We start from the raw sequence: 18,473 nt of genomic DNA, 5'->3' as shown, positions 1-18,473 counted from the left end.
ATTTATTATTGGAGGTAAATAATGAAATCAATGATTAAAGTTTTGACCTTATTCTGTTGCTTATTACTTTGTGTAGGCTGTAAATCTACATCGACAGATGCCACACAAAGCGGTACACAGACTTATCAATTTAAAGATCAATCTATCACTCTGCAAGAGCGTCCCAAACGAGTTGTTACACTTTCTGATTCTTTATTAAACATGTACTATGCCGTCGGTGGCACTGTTGTCGCGCGTCCGACTTCAAATAATGAGTTACCGGAGGCCGCACAAAATGTTCCTGAAATTGGGCACGTTTCCCATATCAATTCAGAAGCTTTGATTGCCAATAAACCGGACTTAGTGCTTGGACTTTCACAACAGCACAAAAAATTGGAATCCATTCTCGAAGCCAATCACGTTCCCTACCTGCTTCTCAACTACGAAGGAATCGATGACAATGCTCCGCTTTTAGAGTTTTTAGGAAGTGTGGCAGGAAACAAGGATAAGGCAAAATCAGTTATTAGGGATTATGAAAAAAGGATGCAGGAAGTAGTTGCCCTTGGTCATCAGCAAAAGCCGCTGCGTGTTGCTATCCTTCGTGCTACCGGTAAAGATGTGACCGCAGAGACACCTCTTTCTATTACCGCATCCATGACTAACAAACTCGGCATGCAAAATGTGCTTGCCGAAAAACCTCTTCCTGCAGATGCGAAAACAGTTCCTTACAGCTTGGAGGTACTTACGGCCGATAATCCTGATGTTATCTTTATTGTTACCATGGGCAAAATGGAGCAAATTACAGCCCGTATGGCAGAAGAAATGACCAGCAACCCCGCTTGGAATCAGTTGCAAGCGGTACAAAAAGGTAAGGTATTTTATTTGCCCAGCGAATTGTATCTTCTCAATCCCGGCATCAAAACCCCTGATGCAATGCGAAGCTTACTGGAAAAAGCATATCCCGAGTTGAAAAAATAATAATAAAAAAGAGTGCTCATTTATGAGCACTCTTTTTTATTGCACTGAAAAACGAGTTAAGCCGTCTACATAACAATAGGGACTTCCATCGCGATCAGCAATTTCCGCTTCTACTCCATACACATCTCGCATTAATTTTTCCGTCAAAACGGCTTGCGGTGCACCCCACGCATAAATTCCCCCCTGTCCCAATACAAGCAGACGGTGCGAATATTTGGCGGCATGATTGACATCATGCAATACCATGACTACCGTTACTTCATTGCTACGATTGATGCGTTGCAAAAGTTCCATGACTTCCAGCTGATGGCTCAAATCAAGATAGGTAGTCGGCTCATCCAGCATAATAATCTCCGGCTCCTGTGCCAACGCCATCGCGATTCGTGCTCGCTGGCGTTCACCGCCGGACAGTGACTGAATATTACGATCTTTCAAGTGCCATACACGAGTATTCTGCAGCGCTTCCTGCACAATTTTACGATCATAATCACTTTGCGGCTTCCACCACGCCTGATATGGATAGCGTCCACACCCAACCCATTCTTCCACCGTCATATCGCCCGGCGGCGTAGCTGACTGCGGCAAAAAAGCGACTTTACGTGCGAGCTCCGCCGGGCTGAATTCTTCCAGCGCTTGTTCCGAATAGGCGACATTTCCCTGGTCACGCTTCTGAATACCAAGCATAGCACGTAACAATGTAGACTTCCCACAACCATTCGCGCCGAGAATCGTCAAAATCTCGCCGCGCTCCACTGTGTAGCTGATATCGCGAATGACGTTGTGGCCGCCAAAGGACACCGCCACATTATCTACTTTAATAATACTCATTCGCCCCTCCTCAGCAAGTATAAAAAGAAAGGCGCTCCGAGAAATGCCATAATAATTCCTACCGGTACTTCAATCGGTGCAAAGGCGACACGCCCCAACGTATCAGAAAGTACCATCACAGCAGCACCGCCGAGTACCGATCCCGGCAATAGAAAACGATGATCGCTGCCGATTAAAAGGCGTACCATATGTGGTACTACCAAGCCGACAAAACCGATCAATCCGGAGATACTGACAGCGGCAGCGGCAAGCAAAGCGGCTACACCTGTCATAAAAAAGCGTACGCGTTCGACGCGCATACCAAGTGAACGCGCGGTTTCATCACCCAAACTTAAAATATTCAGCTGTTTTGCACCCGCAAGTGCAATGAGAATACCGAGGATCGTATACGGTACAAGTAGTTCCACTTGCGGCCAGCTGCGAGCGGATAAACCGCCGACCATCCACAACAACGCGCCTTGGACTCGGTCACCGTAAAAAATCAGCAATGCTGAAATACCGCTGCCCAAAAAAGCATTGACGGCAACACCGGCTAAAATAATCCGCAACGGACGAATCCCGTTTTTCCAGGCTAACGCATAAACAAACAAAGCCGATCCCATAGCGCCAAAAAAGGCAATGGGCGTGACAAGATATGTAAGATGCGGAAACAACACCAGCATAACGACACCGGCCAAACCTGCACCGCTCGACACCCCGACAATACCCGGATCGGCAAGCGGATTTTTCATAACGGCTTGCAAAATAGCGCCGGCTACTGCCAAATTGGCTCCGACTAATGCCCCAACCAAATTCCGCGGAAAACGGATATTCCAAATAATGGGTCCCGATGTGCCGCTGCGATCTCCTCCCAAGATTTCCAAAATGCGGGAAAGATCAATCGGCGTTGCGCCAAAAGCAAGGCTTCCGATCAGCGCCGCTACCAAGATCACAGCCAATGTTATCAGCACAATCCATCGCCACATGAAACGTTCTCCACGTTTATCGGTAGCGTCTGCAGCTTTTACATTCATCATAAGAATTATTTATTCGGTTCAATGTACAGCATTTGCGTGCGCTGTACCAATAAATACAATAACGCATTAATCACGGAGGCAGCAATCGGGCTTCCACCTTTATTCCCGCGAACGGTCACAAAAGGAACCGGCGCCTGCTCCACCAAAGCTTCTTTCGACTCCGCGGCGCCGACAAAACCCACCGGAATACCGACGATCAGTGCCGGACGAATATTTTCTTCCGAGCATAAACGCAATACTTCATACAATGCAGTCGGCGCATTGCCGATCGCGACAATATTTCCATCCAATCGCTTTCCGTACGCGCGCATTGCTGCAATCGAACGAGTAATCCCTTCCGCTTTAGCCGCTTCAGCGATCTCCGGTGCGGAAACCTGGCAAAACACTTCGCCCCCCAGCTGCGCAAGTGCTTTTTTATTTATACCTGTGCGGACCATTTCAACATCACAGTAAATATCCGCACCATTTTTCAAAGCGTTGAGACCTGCGGCAACGGCATCCTGACTCGTAGTGACCAGTTTGGAATATTCCACATCCCCCGAAGCATGAATGGTTCGTGAGTAGACCGCAATCTCCTCTTCACTCAAATCCATACCTTCTAAATAGGGACGAATAATTTTCATGCTTTTATCTTCAATTTCCTTCGGCTGTTTTACGTACTCCATCATAATTCCTCCCATGCCTTAATAACGTCTTTAACCGATGTCAAAACAGGATATTCAGACCGGTTGATCGGCCGATCGATGACCACAATGGCCGCTCCTGTCTCCATCGCAGCCGTGAGTTTGGTATCGGTACCGCCAACGAGCCCACTATTTTTCATTACAATGACATCTGCTTGCGTATCAGTAAACATCGCTCGATTCATGGCCAATGAAAACGGCCCTTGTATCGCCACGATATACTTGGGCGTTAAGCCCAGGTCTTTACATTGTGCAACAACTTCCGGCGTAGGCAAAACACGAACCCATATTTCTTTGCCGGAAAGTGCTTTTGACTGCATAAAAACAGGCAATGTTTTAGAACCGGTCGTCAGATAAATGCGTTTTCCAAGCGATGCAGCAAGCTCAGCCGCTTCATATTCATCTTTCGCATGATACAAACGAGCGTAATCAGGGAGCGGTACTTCAGGGCGCTCATATCGCAAATACCGAATGTTTGTAGCTTTGGCTGCTGCCTGCGCCATTTGCGAAACAATCGCCGCATACGGATGACTGGCATCTACTATGCAGTCAATTTGATATGTACCTACCAACTCTTCCATTTGGCTTTGGGTGAGTCGCCCTACCAACACCTGATCAACTCCCGGCGCAGCGAGCAATTTCCCATATTGACTGATCACCGTTGCAATGACCTTTTCACCGCTGTAGCGTTTTAATTCTGCCGCCAATTCACGTCCGTCTTGCGTACCGGCAATAACCCAAATCATAATTCGTAGCCGCGCGGCGTAATCATTCGACCGTTTTTAACACATGTACGGCTATTACCGATGATAACTGTCGACTGCATATCCACATCTTGCGCGGCCAATTCAGCTAATGTTGTAATCGTATATGACATCCCTGCTCGTCCCGCTTTGCGAACGATACCGGCCGGCGTTTGCGGATCTTTAATATTCAATAAAATATCACAAATTTCATCTAAATGCTTCGCACGGCCACGACTGCGAGGATTGTACAAGACAATCACAAAATCCCCTTCGCCCGCTAAACGTGCACGTTTTTTGATTAAATCCCACGGTGTCAAAAGATCACTCAAACTGATCACCGCATAGTCGTGCATTAGCGGTGCCCCTAAAATCGCACCTGCCGTATTACCGGCGGTGAGTCCCGGAATAATTTCACAATCCGGATGTGCTTGTGCGGGGAGTTTGTCTATTAATTCCAAAACAAGTCCTGCCATACCGTATACGCCGGGATCTCCGGAAGAAACGACAACAACACGCTTTCCCTGACTGGCAAGTTCGACCGCGCGTTGGCAACGATCAACTTCTTGCTTCATGCCGGTGCCGACTTGTTCTTTATCCGAAATCAGATCGTCAATCAGCTTCATATACGTATGGTATCCAACAACGATTTCCGCATCGCGAATCGCATCATGGGCGCGCGGCGTCAATTCTGCGGCGTGTCCCGGCCCGATTCCCACGACAGCGATGTAGCCTCGGCAATTGCCACCGTCGTTCGTTGAAATTTTGTTTTCGGTAAAAGCAGCTGTGACCTTTTGGTCTTCAGAATGGCTGCTGTTTCGCATACATTTCCCACTCCAATCGTATTCTTTACAAAGGAAGATTCCTCTAAATGATATTGTTCCGCCACTTTGAGTAGTGCTTCCGGCGGATAAAATGCAATCGGCCGCCGATACTGTTCCGCCAATACAAGCAAACCGGCTTCATGTTCTTTCACGGTTGTCGAAACAATCCCTGCAAGCGCTAACGGACTGCGTCCAATTTGCGCGCACGCTTGGCATAGTGCGTCGGCAAGTATCTCTTGCGGAGTATCTTTTCGGCACCCCATACCGACCACCAACGTCGGCGGTCGCAAATACAGATGCGACAACGCGGGCCTTACATCGGTCCGATCGGTAATGACGACAGCTCCTACTGCCGCAGTTTGTGCAAGCTCTGCCAGCGGTTTTGCCGCAACGCCAAATGACGTCAGAATATTTTTTATCTCTGCTACCAGCGGCATTCTCTCATCGACGAAGTAGTCTACCGTTTCCCCGCGAGCAATCGCTCCATTGATCGTTTTCAAGGCGGAAATCGGCTCCACACGGGCTTGTAAATGACGAGCTATCGCATCCGGCGCAACTTTTCCGTGCACATCGGTAGCTGTGGTAATCACCGGTGTAGCGCCTATTATTTCTGCCACTTCGCGCGCATAGTCATTGGCGCCGCCCAAATGTCCGGAAAGAACCGAAATAACAAATGTTCCCAATTCATCCACACCAAGAATCGCAGGATCTACGGTTTTGTGCTGCACGTGCGGCGCAATCGCGCGGACCGTGATCCCTAATGCCATGATGTAGATAATTAAGTCATAACGCGTAAAAATATCCGTTGTGAGCGCCATAACGCGAGTAAAGTATTTCGCCTCGGCACCGCTTGCGTACTCTTTTTTTTCATAGAGATCGACATCTGCCTGCAACGATGCGCCTATCATTCTTGCAAGGTCGGCACCGACTTGAGAAACGGATATGATCGCACACTTCATGACTTCGGCACGTCCTCTTTCGCGTCACGGAACATATGACTGAACGATCTGTCATAAAGTTTTGATAAATGGTAGTCACTTTGCAGCACTCGCCCGACAATAATCATCGCCTGGCGGATAACGCCGGCCTTGCGGACCTGATCGGCGATCGTTGCTAGGGTCCCACGCAAAATCTTTTGATCCGGCCAGGAGGCTCGAATCACTATCGCCACCGGTGTATCTTCGCTGTACCCGCCTTCGATAAGATGCTCGACAACGTTATCCATCATTTGTACGGAAAGGAAAATGCACATCGTTGCCTGATGCTGCGCCAAGTACGAAAGGCGCTCCTTCTCCGGCATCGGCGTACGTCCTTCCAGACGAGTGATGATCACTGTTTGCGACACATTCGGCAACGTATACTCCTGCTTTAACGCCGCCGCGCTGGCCAAAAAAGAACTTACGCCGGGAATCACTTCGTATTCAATTCCCAGCGGTTTCAATGCATCCATTTGCTCTTGAACCGCACCGTAAATGGCAGGATCTCCTGTATGCACGCGCGCCACAATTTTACCCTCCGCGCAAGCTTTTTTTGTGACATCAAGAACTTCGTCCAAGTTCATCTGCGCGCTGTTATAAATCGTTGCGTCTTCTTTACAGTAGGTAAGAATTTCAGGATTCACCAACGAGCCTGCATAGATAACAACATCCGCCACGCTGATAAGCCGCTGACCTTTCATGGTAATCAGTTCCGGATCACCGGGGCCTGCCCCAATAAAATAAACTTGCGTCATACTTCCTCCTTCGTCAGTTGCGCCTGCACAATTAAAATTGGGCTGAGCGGTTGGTAAAGATGGTACGGCCCCGCCTTACGCAACCGATTAATCTGTACTTGTATGGCATTGTATTGCCACTTTTTTTCTTTGCAAATGGCAAGCAACTGCGCTGTCGTTTCTGCGGTCACCGCCGTGGCCACAACTCTCCCCCCCGCAATCAGTAGCTCCTCCAACCGGGAAAAAATGGCTGACAATTGTCCGCCCGAGCCTCCAATAATAGCGACATCAATCGGCGGAAGATCACGCAAAGCATCCGGCGCTTTCCCGTGAATCACTTCGAGGTTCGTGCAACCAAACTGTTCCGCATTACGGCGAATCAGTTCGATACCCTCGGGATTTCGTTCAATCGCATAAACTTTCCCCCTTGTTGCAGCAAGCGCCGCCTCTATGCTGATCGAACCCGTTCCCGCACCGATATCGACGACAGTATCTTCCGGCTGAATCCCCGCCTTGACCATAACCAACGCGCGAATCTCCGCTTTCGTCATCGGTACATCACCGCGAATAAATTTCTCATCCGCAAGACCAAATACTGAACTCATCCTTGTACCACCACCACCGCTTCCGTAAAATCAGGCCATTCCGCCCCTTCTTCAAGCGTTCCTTCCTGTTTTCGTTCGTCTTCATAGCTGATCCGCTCCAGCATCGCCACATGCGCTTCCTTAGGCCAGCCGGCAGACATCAACACTCGGCAAATAAAAGCACCGGATTGCTTCCGATCTGTTAAAAACGCCACTTTTCGTCCCGGTTCATACACCAATTCAGCATCACTCGGTGTGCGACCGTGAAAACTCAACCAATCGGCATCCTGCCACGTTTCCGCCAAGCGTGCAAATGCGACCTGCACACTGGAAAGACCCGGTATAACCTCAATCGCAACGTCCGGAAACGTTCGCTTCAGCCAGCCTAAAAGGCTGTAGTAGCCGGGATCGCCACTGACTAAAACTGCGACGTGAAGATGTTCTGAAAGTCGTTCCAATTCGGCTTGCAAATCGCCAAGTTTTCCCGTAATGGGAATTTTCTGTTGCCATTCTGAGGCCAGGGTGTCCAATGCTCGGCGACCGCCCACTACGACATCGGCAGTAGCGATCTCTTTTTGTGCAGCCGGAATCATATACTCCGGAGATCCCGGACCGATGCCGACCACTACGAGTTTCGTAACCACGGTTGAGCCTCCATAAATTCCTTGGCGAAACTGCTTTGCGCCAAAATTTCACCCTGCATTGTCACAAATATCACGCCTACTTTGGCTTCTTCATGCACAAAACGTTGGGCTCGCACCTGCGCACGTTCAGCAAGTTGAGGATAAATGACCTCGAGATCGTTAGCCTGAATAATTTCTGCCGCTCCGTCAGTCGTCGAGCAGGCAAGAATTTCTTTTACCGTTGCTGCATCCGCACCATTCAAAGCGGCATACGCTGCAAGTGTTTCCATGCGTCCGTCACTCATACGGTTATGCGTATGAAAACTTCCTGACGCAACTTTGATCAATTTTCCCAAATGACCGATCAAAATAATCTCTCGAATATCTCTATCCACGGCTTCTTCCAGCATAAAGCCGATAAAGTTGCTGGTTTCAACGAGGTCGGTAACCGGTAAATCATAAATTTTACGAGCGGCATCATGGCCAATCCGGCCGGGCGTCATTACGCACCAATGCTGATGTGCGGCACGCAAAACGGCAAATTGAGGAATCAATGACTTTTTATAGGCTTCTTCACTCATCGGCTTAACGATCCCAGACGTGCCAATAATAGAAATGCCGCCCATGACTCCTAAAACAGGATTCAACGTTTTCTTTGCCAACGCTTCACCGGCAGGTACGGAAACAGTCACTTTCCAGCCGGTACCTTCATCCGCCAACTCTTCATAAACCCGTTTCATCATCCAGCGCGGTCCCGGATTTATCGCGGCATCTCCCACTTTTATTTGCAACCCCGGTCGTGTCACCGTCCCTACACCCACACCCGCGATAAAAACAATCCCGGGTGTGGGTGTTACTTCAAGGGAAACGACAATCGGTGTGCCGTGCGTGACATCCATGTCGTCACCCGCATCTTTGATGACGGTTGCCGAACCGATCCCCTCATTCACTTCACTTTTCTCAATCGGCAACGTCAACGCTCGATGCTGGGGCGACTCCACTGTAACAAACTTCGGAAATTCCCCACGCAGTGCCAATGCCGCCGCTTTTAAAGCAGCCGTGGCACTGGTGCCGGTAGTGAATCCTTCCCGCAATTCTTTTTTTGCCATCATGCTCAACGATAATTGACAAACTGTAAGTCGACAGGAAAATCTGTTGTCTTCAATGCGGCAATTGCCTCTTGTAAAGCGTCCTTATCTTTTCCCGTAACGCGAACCTGATCCGCCATAATTTGAGTATTCACTTTAAGCTTCCTATCCTTGATCAGCTTGGTAACTTTCTTCGCGTTATCTTGATCCAGTCCTTGTTTTAATTTCCACTCCTGACGAACTGTGCCACCTGATGCCGGAACAATTTTCCCTTCATCAAGATTTTTCATACTTACGCCACGCTTCACAAGCTTACCGCGTAACACCTCCTGTACAGCGCCCAATTTATACTCATCATCACTTACCAAAGTAATGGTGTCATCGGCAAATGTAAGTTCGCTTTTACTGTTACGAAAATCGTAACGCGTGGTAATTTCTTTGCGTGCTTGTTGCACTGCATTTGTCACTTCTTGCAAATCAACGGTTGAGACAACATCAAACGAATATTCTTTTGCCATTTCGTTCCTCCTTCAGACCATAGATACATTTATTGTAGCATATACGAAAGGCTTTTCCGCTGGGAGTAAATGCATAAAAAAAGGCCTCACAAATGTGAGGTCTTTTTAAGTGATTAATGTTTTTGTAAGAAGTCCGGAACGGCAATACCGCCGCGCGCATTCGCTGCGTAATCCTGTTTTTTCTTTACATCTTCAAAGCCGGTTGCAATGACGGTAATCCGTACTTCGTCACCCATCTCCGAATTAATGGACGTACCCCAAATAATATTCGCATCCGGGTCGGCCGCGTCCGAAATGATTTGTGCCGCTTCGTTGATTTCGAGCAAACCCAAATCATCGCTGCCCGTAACACTGATAATAATACCTTTGGCACCATCAATAGTGCGTTCCAAAAGCGGGCTCGAAATGGCCGCTTTTGCCGCATCTACCGCACGGTTTTCACCACTGGCAGTGCCGATGCCCATTAAGGCTTCGCCTTGATCGGTCATAATCGTTTTAACATCGGCAAAGTCAAGATTAATAACGCCCGGTACAGTGATCAGGTCGGAGATCCCTTGTACGCCTTGGCGCAACACATCGTCCGCCATACGGAATGCATCCTGGATGCTGACTTTTTTATCTACGGCTTGCAACAGACGTTCATTCGGCACAATGATGATGGTATCTACTTTTTCTTTCAAATATTCAATACCGGAATTGGCATTGCGCATACGTACGGTACCTTCAAATATAAACGGTTTAGTAACTACGGCAACGGTTAATGCTCCCATTTCTTTCGCGCATTCTGCTACGATCGGTGCACCGCCTGTGCCCGTACCGCCGCCCATACCGGCCGTTACGAAAACCATGTCGGCACCTTGCAGCGCTTTCATGATTTCTTCTTTGCTTTCTTCCGCCGCCGCTTCGCCGATTTCAGGTTTCGCGCCGGCGCCAAGACCTTTGGTCAGCTTCTCGCCTAATTGTAATTTCTTTTCTGCTTTTGACGTATCCAAAATTTGGACTTCAGTGTTGGCCGCAAGAAAATCAACACCTTGCACATTGGCCTCGATCATTCGATTTACTGCGTTGTTACCAGCGCCGCCTACACCGATCACTTTAATATTCGCCAAGTCACCCATCTGACTTCCTCCTTCTGTTTGCCGTATGTTTATTATTCTTTGTGTTTCACTTATTATGAATTATTTTACACTATTTAAGCGGAAAACGCTACTTATCTGACGCCGGTTTTTCTTTCATCCAGCCAAATTCTCCGAATGGCCGCCGTGTTATCAAAAATACGCAAGCCGAAACTCAACAGCGCCACGTAATAAATGTCAATGCCCAATCGACTACCGATAAAAACAAATAGCATTGCCACTAATGCGTTAACGAAAAAACCGCTGAAAAAAATCGTGTGATCGTATTTCCCTTCCATATGTGAACGCAAGCCGCCGAACACGCTGTCCAAGCAAGCCATAATCGCTACCGAAAGGAATGGAGCATAGGAAATGGAGATCGCCCAGGGAAACCACATTCCCATCACAATTCCGAGGAACAGGCCGCACAACATTAAAGCTACAATCATTTTGGCACCCCCGGTATTGCTTTTGCATATTCTTGCTTACTCGGTCCTGTATACGGATTGATTTGCAGATTACTGCGGGTCTCAATGGACACATTGATTCCCCAATACTTCAAAGTATCGACCACTCCTCCTCGAAATTCAAGTGCGGATCGCAATAATTTCGGATCTCCAATGGCCTTGACTTGGAACGGTGTGCTGAACATTTTACCATTCACAATAACTGTGGGACCGGCACAACGAATTTCACTCGTGCCGATCAAACGTTGCTCATTTACCGCAATGGCTTCGGCGCCGGCTGCGCGTAATTCGTTGATAACTTTCAAAATATCTTCATCATGCACGACATAAAGATTTTGGTTTTCACCCATTTTAAGCGGCTGCTTGCTGTCTTCAATCGTGACCACTACACCCGATCCTTCCACCGCAGTCAGACCGGCTCTGAATTTTAATTCATTTCTTTCCTGCGTAGCGTCCGATGTCAAGTTTTCCGCCTGCAATGCTTGCAATTCCTTCGCCAAATCCTTCTTTTCCTGTTCGACCTGCATCAGTTGCTGATACAAGTCTTCCGCACGCATATTCATTGTCGTCGCCTGCATTTCTTTGTTGCTTTTATACTGCAATGACAGCATCATCCCTAAAATAATGCTGACCGCAAGCAACGCAGCCGTTTTTGATTTCATTGCCGCCTCATTTCAATTTGATATAGGGCGCGCCTACATTGGCGTCCACGTAATCGACTGCCAAGTTTCGCAATCGAATATCTTTCAACATATTTTCGGATAAAGGTGCCTGCTCAGCTGCATTTTCTACTGCGCCCAAATGAATCGGTATGTCATCACGCGTATACGCAATTAATTGTGCCGCGTCGCCGATATTAATTTCCGAAATTTGTTCGCCGCCTTTACGCGAAAGATACGATAAATACCCTAATGCTTTTCGTAAAGCATCGTCGGTAACCGTATCACCTAACAAGACATTACCTAGTTTTTTGCCCGTAATAAAAGGAACATCCGTCTGTGTAATAGTTGGTCCTTCGGCAATAACTAAACCGGTTTTATCAAAAACTGCAAAACCAAATTCCGTCGCAACGACGGCAATCGGACGTCGCTCTTCAATCTGAATCCGAATGGTTGCGGGAAACTCCCGATCCACTTTAGCTGCGGCGATTCGCAAATCACCATTCAACCGACGGGAAATGTCGGCCGTCGCGAGTTGTACGACGTTGATAGGACGTCCGATTCTCGCGACACGAAAAACCTCATCACGTGAAAGAGCTTGCAACCCCTCTACTTCAACACTGCCAAACGAAATCGGTGCCAGCGCCAACAGCAACAAAAAGCCGACAATGAGACCGGCCGCCCAAGCATATGTTCCGCGTTTTTTATAAAAAGGCTTTTCTTTCCGCAGTTGCGACTTTAGTCTTTTGCGCCGACGTCTGCGCGGCAATTCCGTCGGTTCTCCTACATCATTTCGTTGTGGCGGAACAACAGGTGTTTCCTCACCGCGTTGCCGGCGACGAAATGTTTCAAAATCAATATGCTGTACCATCGGATTACAGTTTTTTGCACCCGGCGGTGCTTAAAATGGCTTCGCAAAGCTCCAAAAAGTCCATCCCTACAGCGTTAGCCGCCTTCGGCACTAGGCTGGTGACCGTCATACCGGGTACAGTGTTCACTTCCAAAATAAACGGATTTCCTTTGTCATCTGTCATAAAATCGACACGCGCGACACCTTCACAGTTCATCAGCCGATACGTCTGTCGTGCCAGTTCTTGTAATTGGTCTTTCAGCCGATCGTCAATCGGCGCCGGTACTAAATAATCCGTCGCCCCCGCCGTATACTTCGATGCATAATCATATACCCCTGAATGCGGTACGATTTGAATGACCGGTAACGCTTCTCCGTTGAGAACAGAAGCGGTAAACTCATCGCCAAACAAATATTCTTCTACGACAATCCACGGATCATACTTAAACGCCTCTTGCACCGCACACGCAACTTCGCTTGCCTCGTGAATCACGCTGACCCCGATCGTTGAACCTTGATTAGCGGCTTTAATCACGACCGGCAAAGCAAAACGTTCCAAAATATCCGCTACAATCATTTCCATTTCTTCTTCCTGGCGGTAAATGGAAAAAGGTGCCGTCGGCAAATCCGACTGGACAAAAAGTCGTTTACTGATAACTTTATCCATTGTTAAAGCACTGGCCAAAGGCCCCGATCCGGTGTAGGGAATGCCGAGCATTTCCAAAACGTTTTGAATGGCTCCATCTTCCCCGTACTTTCCATGTAACGCATTGAAAACGACTTGCGGTTGCGCTTTTTGCACATTATTTAAAAAAGTTTGCGGATTAAATTCAAGCGTAGTTACTTTGTACCCGCCTTCTGCCAACGCTTGTGCAATCGCAGCACCTGTACGTCGGGAAACCTCCGCTTCCGTAGATGGGCCGCCCATAACCACCAAAATATTTTTAGTTTTGTCCCACAGTTTCATCCTGTTGTTCCCACCTTTGTTTAACCAGGTAACTGCATTCATTAATATTGCCCGCTCCCATCATAATAATAAGATCGCCGGGCTTACGAATGGTATCTAAGTATTCCGGAATCGTCGCTATATCCTGCACGTAACTCGCTTCGTCTCCCGTTGCCTTTACCATATTCGGCAATAAAGTACCATCGACATTATCCCGCGGATCTTCACCGGCAGCGTAAATGTCCGTAAAAACCGTCAAATCGGCATCATGAAATGCGTCCGCAAATTCGTTTCGTAATAAATCCGTACGTGAATAACGGTGTGGCTGAAATACGCAAATCACTCGCTTCACGCCAATTTCTTTAGCGGCGGCAAGCGTCGCTTTAATTTCTGTCGGATGATGCGCATAATCGGTAACCAACCAATAATCCGAGCTCCGATATAGTGTTTGAAAACGTCGTTTTGTGCCGGCAAAGTGCCCCAAAGCCTCAATGATATCCGGCAACGATAAACCGGCCGCAAGCGCCGTCGCAATCGTTGCCAATGCGTTAAGCACATTATATTTGCCCGGAACCTGCAGCATCACCTTCCCTAAACGTTGCTGTTCTTTGAGCAAGGTAAAATGCAGACAACCGTCGACATATGCTAAATCAGTGGCCGAGTAGGTTGCCTCCGGAGAAAACCCGTAGGTAACATAAGCACACTTAACCTGTGGTAACAGTTTGCGAATAACTTTGTTTTCTATACACAAAATAGCTCGGCCCTGTTTTTCATCCAGGGAATGAATGAATTCCACAAAAGCTGCTTCCAACCTTTCCATCGACCCGTAGTAATCTAAATGATCATCTTCAATATTGGTAACTACCGCAAAAGCCGGTCGAAGTTTTAAGAATGATCCGTCGCTTTCATCGGCTTCGGCAATAACATGCGGACCTTTCCCCGCTTTCGAATTGCCTTTTAAGTAATCTACCTCGCCCCCGATAACGATGGTCGGATCGACGCCGGCTTCTTCAAAGACCTGCCCCAGCATGGATGTGGTTGTGGTTTTACCATGGGCTCCGGCGACGGCAATGCCGCAACCGTCATTTAAAATAGCTGCTAAAATATCCGAGCGATGCATGACAGGGATACCTTTTTCTTTGGCTGCCACCACTTCCGGATTGTTCGGGCGAATAGCCGTGGATACAACAACTACGTCAGCCCCATCCACATGAGAAGCATCATGGCCAAGATAAATGACCGCTCCGTGATCACGAAATTTTGCAAACACCGCGTCGTCTTCCTGATCGGAGCCGGTAACCATATAGCCTCGTTGTAACAAGATATAGGTCAGCGCACGCATTCCCACGCCGCCAATTCCTACAAAATGAAATTTTTTATATTGATCCAAATTCATTGTTTTATCCCATCATTGAAAGTGCTAATTTCGCAATGTCTTCCGCCGCTTGCGGTCTACCTAAAGAACGACTGGCAGACGCCATCGACTCTAAACGTGTTCGGTTTTGCCGCAACGATTCTATCGTCTCATATAACAACGCACCGGTCAAATCTTCATTTTCGATGACCACCGCTGCACCTCTTTGCGCCAAGACCGCTGCGTTACGTCGTTGATGATCCGCAGCTGCATACGGATACGGCACCAAGATCGACGGCCGACCGAGCGCCGTAAGTTCGGCCAATCCCACCGCGCCGGCACGATACACCACCAAATCGGCCGCTGCCAGCGCATCGGGCATCGTATGTAAATAAGGATACACCCGCAAATGTTTATTCTTTTCGTCGGTCAGCGTGAATCCCTGCATGAATCTTTCATACTCCTGCTCACCGGTGACATGCATCACTACTATTCCTGTATTGGTTTGGTAACGTGTGAGAACTTCCTGCATCGCTTGATTAATCACGCGCGCACCGCGACTGCCACCGGCAGCAAGAAGCACGAATGCATCGTCGGGCAGTCCCAACCGCTTTCTGCTGACATCTCGTTGCGCGGCTAAAATGTCCCGACGCACAGGATTTCCTGTCACCACAATTTTTTTAGGTTGATGGAATTGTGCCGCGGCTTCTTCATAGCCAAGCGCAATTTTACGAACCACTTTGGACAGCAAGCGATTGGTTATCCCCGGCACCACATTCTGTTCCTGAATCAGTGTCGGAACACCGCTCAAAGCCGCAGCCAATAGCATGGGACCGCAGACATACCCACCGGTACCGATCACAATATCCGGATGAAAGTCTCGCAAGATAGACCCTGCTTTCGCTACGCTTTGTAACGCTTCCCAGGCCGTTTTTCCGTTTTTAGGAGTCAGTCGGCGCTCAAATCCGTGCAGTCGCAAACTTATAAACGGAATATTCGCTTTGGGAACCAGTTCTGTTTCTAAGCCATTTTCACTGCCGACATATAAGAATTCCACATCTGTTACTTGGCGAATCGCATCCGCAATCGTCAGTGCGGGATAAATGTGCCCGCCGGTACCGCCGCCGGAAATAATTACTCGTCGCTTCATTAATTCTCCAACTCCGCTACTAAGCGACAAAAGTCACGCCCACGTTCCTGATAATTATGATACTGATCATAGCTCGATGCGGCCGGAGAGAAAAGCACCACCGTCGCATTATTTTTTTGTGCTAACTTCTGCGCTTTTTTGACCGCCTGCGCTAAGTCATCGGCAAGTTCAATATTGGTAATTCCTTCTTTTTGAGCCGCAATAGAGAAGCGCTCTTTACTATTCCCTAAGAAAACGATGCCCTTGCATTTCCGGGCAGACTGCATCAAAAGCGTTAAATCTGTTCCTTTATCATAACCTCCGGCAATCCACACAATCGGTTGGTTAAAACTTTGCAATGCTTTTATTGTAGCATCCGTATTTGTTGCTTTGGAATCGTTATAATAAGTGATTCCTTCCTGTATAGCTACATTTTCTACGCGATGCGGTAAGCCTTTAAATACGCGTAAGACACCCCGAATTACGGAGAGTGGTACGCCTGCATGCTGCGCCATGAGTGCTGCGGTAAGAATATTTAACCAATTATACTCACCTTTCAACAAAAGTTCATCGGCACTCAACAATACTTCCGGCGTTCCTTCCGGATTTAAATACAATACATTGTCCTCTACGTAGGCTCCGCTTTCTACTTTTCCTGCTGTAGAAACCCAAAGAATACGACTTTGCGCCTTCTCAGCAAAAGCGCGGCAATACGGATCCTGCCTATTTAAAATCAACACATCATCTGTTGTCTGGTTTTCAAAAATACGTGCTTTCGCCTGTACGTAAGAATCCATGTCACCATGACGTTCAAAGTGATCCGGTGTAATATTCAAAATCGCCGCCACATGAGGACAAAAACGATCAATCATTTCCAATTGAAAGCTCGATACTTCAGCCACCACGATACCATCTGAAGAAAGTTCACTGACCTGCTCAGAAAGCGCTTTACCGATGTTTCCTCCGACTACATTTTCAAGTCCGCCGGCCGCAACCATATCGCCTAACAACGTAGTGGTCGTCGTTTTTCCATTCGTACCGGTAATCGCATAGATCGGTGCTTGTGAGAGTTCATACGCGACTTCAATTTCAGAAACGACCGGAATGCCTGCTTCCGTTGCTGCCACTGCCAAAGGGATTGTTGGTGCAATCCCCGGTGACAATATAATTTGTTCCACCCCTGCCAAAAGGCTTGACTTTTGCGCACCAAAAACACATTCAATCCCCAGCGCCGTTAATGCTGCCGTTTTTTCTGCCGACAAATCCTTCACATCCGAAAGGATTACATTCGCACCGGCTTTGGCAAGAGCCCGCGCTGCGCCTATGCCGCTGATTCCGGCACCGATAACTAAGATTTTTGCGTTCGTATACTTCATGCTCATCACCGCTTCAATTTTTTCGCTCATTCACTCTAGATTGTTAAAGAAATACCGACGCCGACACAGAGTAGCGCCGCCAGCCAAAAAGTATGAACCACCCTCACTTCCGACCAGCCCCCCAGTTCAAAGTGATGATGCAAAGGACTCATGCGAAACAGGCGGCGGCCTGTAGTTTTAAATGATGCCACCTGTAAAATAACCGATACGGCCTCCATTACGAATACACCGCCGATAATCACCAAAAGCAGCTCTGTCCGCGTGACCAAAGCCAGTCCCGCAAACGCAGCGCCCAACGCCAATGCCCCTGTGTCTCCCATAAAAACCTTTGCGGGATGGTAATTAAATACCAAAAACCCTAAGCAAACACCGGCCAACGCGGCGGGAAATTGCGCCAATTCTAAATCGCGCGCACTGAGGCTCAACCAAACAAACGCAGCCGCTACGAGTGCGCTGATACCGGCAGCCAAGCCGTCCAAGCCGTCGGTTAAATTCACTGCATTCGTCGTTCCGACGATAACAATCATTGCAAAAAGATAATAAAAATTACCGAGCGATATATTGTTATCAAGTAACGGTATATGAAGCGATGTCGGTAGTCCCAGAGAATCCGTCAATGCATACGCAAAGATCGCCGCCAAAAAAATTTGTCCGGCCAGTTTTTGTTTCGCAGTCAGTCCCAAGTTGCGATGATGCAGTGCTTTGATAGCATCATCACTCAGACCGAGAGCAAAATGTCCCAGTACTAAAAAAAGCAACCAACCGTAAGCCGAGCTCCAATTCCCGGCCAAAAGCAATGTTGTGAGAAATGCCAAGATCATTAAAATGCCACCCATGGTTGGGGTGCCTGCTTTTTTGCGATGGGATTGCGGCCCTTCTTCCCGCACTTCCTGTCGCGCATTCAGTCGGCGCAATATCGGCAAACCGATGGCACCGAAAAGCAGCATAAACAGTGCGGCCAACACACATACCACAAAATTTGAATAAATACTCATACTGTCA

21 protein-coding genes are annotated in these 18,473 nt (G+C 48.1%); 1 reads left to right on the top strand and 20 read right to left on the bottom strand.

All coding sequences use genetic code 11. The features are described 5' to 3' along the window. The first annotated feature begins 21 nt into the window (after positions 1-21). A complete protein-coding gene (locus KIB08_RS00285) occupies positions 22-957 on the top strand; it encodes an ABC transporter substrate-binding protein (protein WP_303988232.1) in 936 nt (311 codons plus the stop codon). Positions 958-993: 36 nt separating this feature from the next. Here KIB08_RS00285 and KIB08_RS00280 read toward each other — a convergent pair whose 3' ends face one another. The 20 genes from KIB08_RS00280 to mraY form a co-directional block, all read right to left on the bottom strand. Next, the gene (locus KIB08_RS00280) at positions 994-1,785 is read right to left on the bottom strand and encodes an ABC transporter ATP-binding protein (protein ID WP_303988230.1); all 792 of its coding nucleotides are present in this window, start codon (positions 1,783-1,785) and stop codon (positions 994-996) included. Then, a complete protein-coding gene (locus KIB08_RS00275; RefSeq protein WP_303988228.1) occupies positions 1,782-2,750 on the bottom strand; it encodes a FecCD family ABC transporter permease in 969 nt (322 codons plus the stop codon). The genes KIB08_RS00280 and KIB08_RS00275 overlap by 4 nt, the downstream gene beginning before the upstream one ends. A 56-nt stretch (positions 2,751-2,806) precedes the next feature. After that, positions 2,807-3,466, bottom strand: coding sequence for a precorrin-8X methylmutase (locus tag KIB08_RS00270; protein ID WP_368487375.1), 660 nt, complete (start codon positions 3,464-3,466; stop codon positions 2,807-2,809). Beyond that, on the bottom strand, positions 3,466-4,230 hold the full coding sequence (gene cobK, locus KIB08_RS00265) for a precorrin-6A reductase (RefSeq protein ID WP_303988224.1): 765 nt from the start codon (positions 4,228-4,230) through the stop codon (positions 3,466-3,468). Before cobK ends, KIB08_RS00270 begins: the two co-directional genes overlap by 1 nt. Then, positions 4,227-4,916 (bottom strand): precorrin-3B C(17)-methyltransferase, encoded by a 690-nt coding sequence (gene cobJ / locus KIB08_RS00260; RefSeq protein WP_303988617.1) that lies wholly within the window; start codon positions 4,914-4,916, stop codon positions 4,227-4,229. The genes cobK and cobJ overlap by 4 nt, the downstream gene beginning before the upstream one ends. Next, entirely contained in the window at positions 4,913-6,010 is a 1,098-nt protein-coding gene (locus KIB08_RS00255; RefSeq protein WP_303988222.1) for a cobalt-precorrin 5A hydrolase, read from the bottom strand. Before KIB08_RS00255 ends, cobJ begins: the two co-directional genes overlap by 4 nt. Beyond that, a complete protein-coding gene (cobM, locus tag KIB08_RS00250; protein WP_303988220.1) occupies positions 6,007-6,783 on the bottom strand; it encodes a precorrin-4 C(11)-methyltransferase in 777 nt (258 codons plus the stop codon). Before cobM ends, KIB08_RS00255 begins: the two co-directional genes overlap by 4 nt. Then, positions 6,780-7,367 (bottom strand): precorrin-6Y C5,15-methyltransferase (decarboxylating) subunit CbiT, encoded by a 588-nt coding sequence (cbiT, locus tag KIB08_RS00245; protein ID WP_303988218.1) that lies wholly within the window; start codon positions 7,365-7,367, stop codon positions 6,780-6,782. Before cbiT ends, cobM begins: the two co-directional genes overlap by 4 nt. After that, positions 7,364-7,990 carry a precorrin-6y C5,15-methyltransferase (decarboxylating) subunit CbiE gene (gene cbiE / locus KIB08_RS00240; RefSeq protein WP_303988216.1) on the bottom strand — a complete coding sequence of 209 codons (627 nt, stop codon included), beginning with the start codon at positions 7,988-7,990 and terminating at the stop codon, positions 7,364-7,366. The genes cbiT and cbiE overlap by 4 nt, the downstream gene beginning before the upstream one ends. Further along, positions 7,972-9,081, bottom strand: a complete 1,110-nt coding sequence (cbiD, locus tag KIB08_RS00235) for a cobalt-precorrin-5B (C(1))-methyltransferase CbiD (protein WP_303988214.1) — start codon at positions 9,079-9,081, stop codon at positions 7,972-7,974. The genes cbiE and cbiD overlap by 19 nt, the downstream gene beginning before the upstream one ends. A 2-nt stretch (positions 9,082-9,083) precedes the next feature. Next, complete coding sequence (locus tag KIB08_RS00230) at positions 9,084-9,575, bottom strand: YajQ family cyclic di-GMP-binding protein (RefSeq protein ID WP_303988212.1); 492 nt, start codon at positions 9,573-9,575, stop codon at positions 9,084-9,086. A 113-nt stretch (positions 9,576-9,688) separates the two neighbouring features. After that, positions 9,689-10,693 carry a cell division protein FtsZ gene (ftsZ, locus tag KIB08_RS00225; protein WP_303988211.1) on the bottom strand — a complete coding sequence of 335 codons (1,005 nt, stop codon included), beginning with the start codon at positions 10,691-10,693 and terminating at the stop codon, positions 9,689-9,691. Positions 10,694-10,785: 92 nt separating this feature from the next. Beyond that, positions 10,786-11,139 (bottom strand): small basic family protein, encoded by a 354-nt coding sequence (locus KIB08_RS00220; protein WP_303988209.1) that lies wholly within the window; start codon positions 11,137-11,139, stop codon positions 10,786-10,788. After that, positions 11,136-11,819, bottom strand: coding sequence for a DUF881 domain-containing protein (locus KIB08_RS00215; protein ID WP_303988207.1), 684 nt, complete (start codon positions 11,817-11,819; stop codon positions 11,136-11,138). Before KIB08_RS00215 ends, KIB08_RS00220 begins: the two co-directional genes overlap by 4 nt. Positions 11,820-11,826: 7 nt before the next feature. Continuing rightward, the gene (locus KIB08_RS00210) at positions 11,827-12,687 is read right to left on the bottom strand and encodes a cell division protein FtsQ/DivIB (protein WP_303988205.1); all 861 of its coding nucleotides are present in this window, start codon (positions 12,685-12,687) and stop codon (positions 11,827-11,829) included. Positions 12,688-12,691: 4 nt separating this feature from the next. Then, positions 12,692-13,633 carry a D-alanine--D-alanine ligase gene (locus KIB08_RS00205; protein ID WP_303988203.1) on the bottom strand — a complete coding sequence of 314 codons (942 nt, stop codon included), beginning with the start codon at positions 13,631-13,633 and terminating at the stop codon, positions 12,692-12,694. Further along, entirely contained in the window at positions 13,611-15,008 is a 1,398-nt protein-coding gene (murC, locus tag KIB08_RS00200) for a UDP-N-acetylmuramate--L-alanine ligase (RefSeq protein WP_303988201.1), read from the bottom strand. The genes KIB08_RS00205 and murC overlap by 23 nt, the downstream gene beginning before the upstream one ends. A gap of 4 nt (positions 15,009-15,012) precedes the next feature. Then, positions 15,013-16,116 carry an undecaprenyldiphospho-muramoylpentapeptide beta-N-acetylglucosaminyltransferase gene (gene murG / locus KIB08_RS00195; protein WP_303988199.1) on the bottom strand — a complete coding sequence of 368 codons (1,104 nt, stop codon included), beginning with the start codon at positions 16,114-16,116 and terminating at the stop codon, positions 15,013-15,015. After that, positions 16,116-17,471 carry a UDP-N-acetylmuramoyl-L-alanine--D-glutamate ligase gene (gene murD, locus KIB08_RS00190; RefSeq protein WP_303988197.1) on the bottom strand — a complete coding sequence of 452 codons (1,356 nt, stop codon included), beginning with the start codon at positions 17,469-17,471 and terminating at the stop codon, positions 16,116-16,118. Before murD ends, murG begins: the two co-directional genes overlap by 1 nt. A 35-nt stretch (positions 17,472-17,506) precedes the next feature. Next, positions 17,507-18,466: a phospho-N-acetylmuramoyl-pentapeptide-transferase gene (gene mraY / locus KIB08_RS00185; RefSeq protein WP_303988195.1), complete on the bottom strand. Its 960-nt coding sequence runs from the start codon at positions 18,464-18,466 to the stop codon at positions 17,507-17,509. Positions 18,467-18,473: the final 7 nt, after the last annotated feature.

Origin of the sequence: Negativicoccus succinicivorans (assembly GCF_018372215.1) — a bacterium.
GTDB lineage: Bacteria > Bacillota > Negativicutes > Veillonellales > Negativicoccaceae > Negativicoccus.
This window is presented reverse-complemented; position numbering and strand designations above follow the sequence as displayed.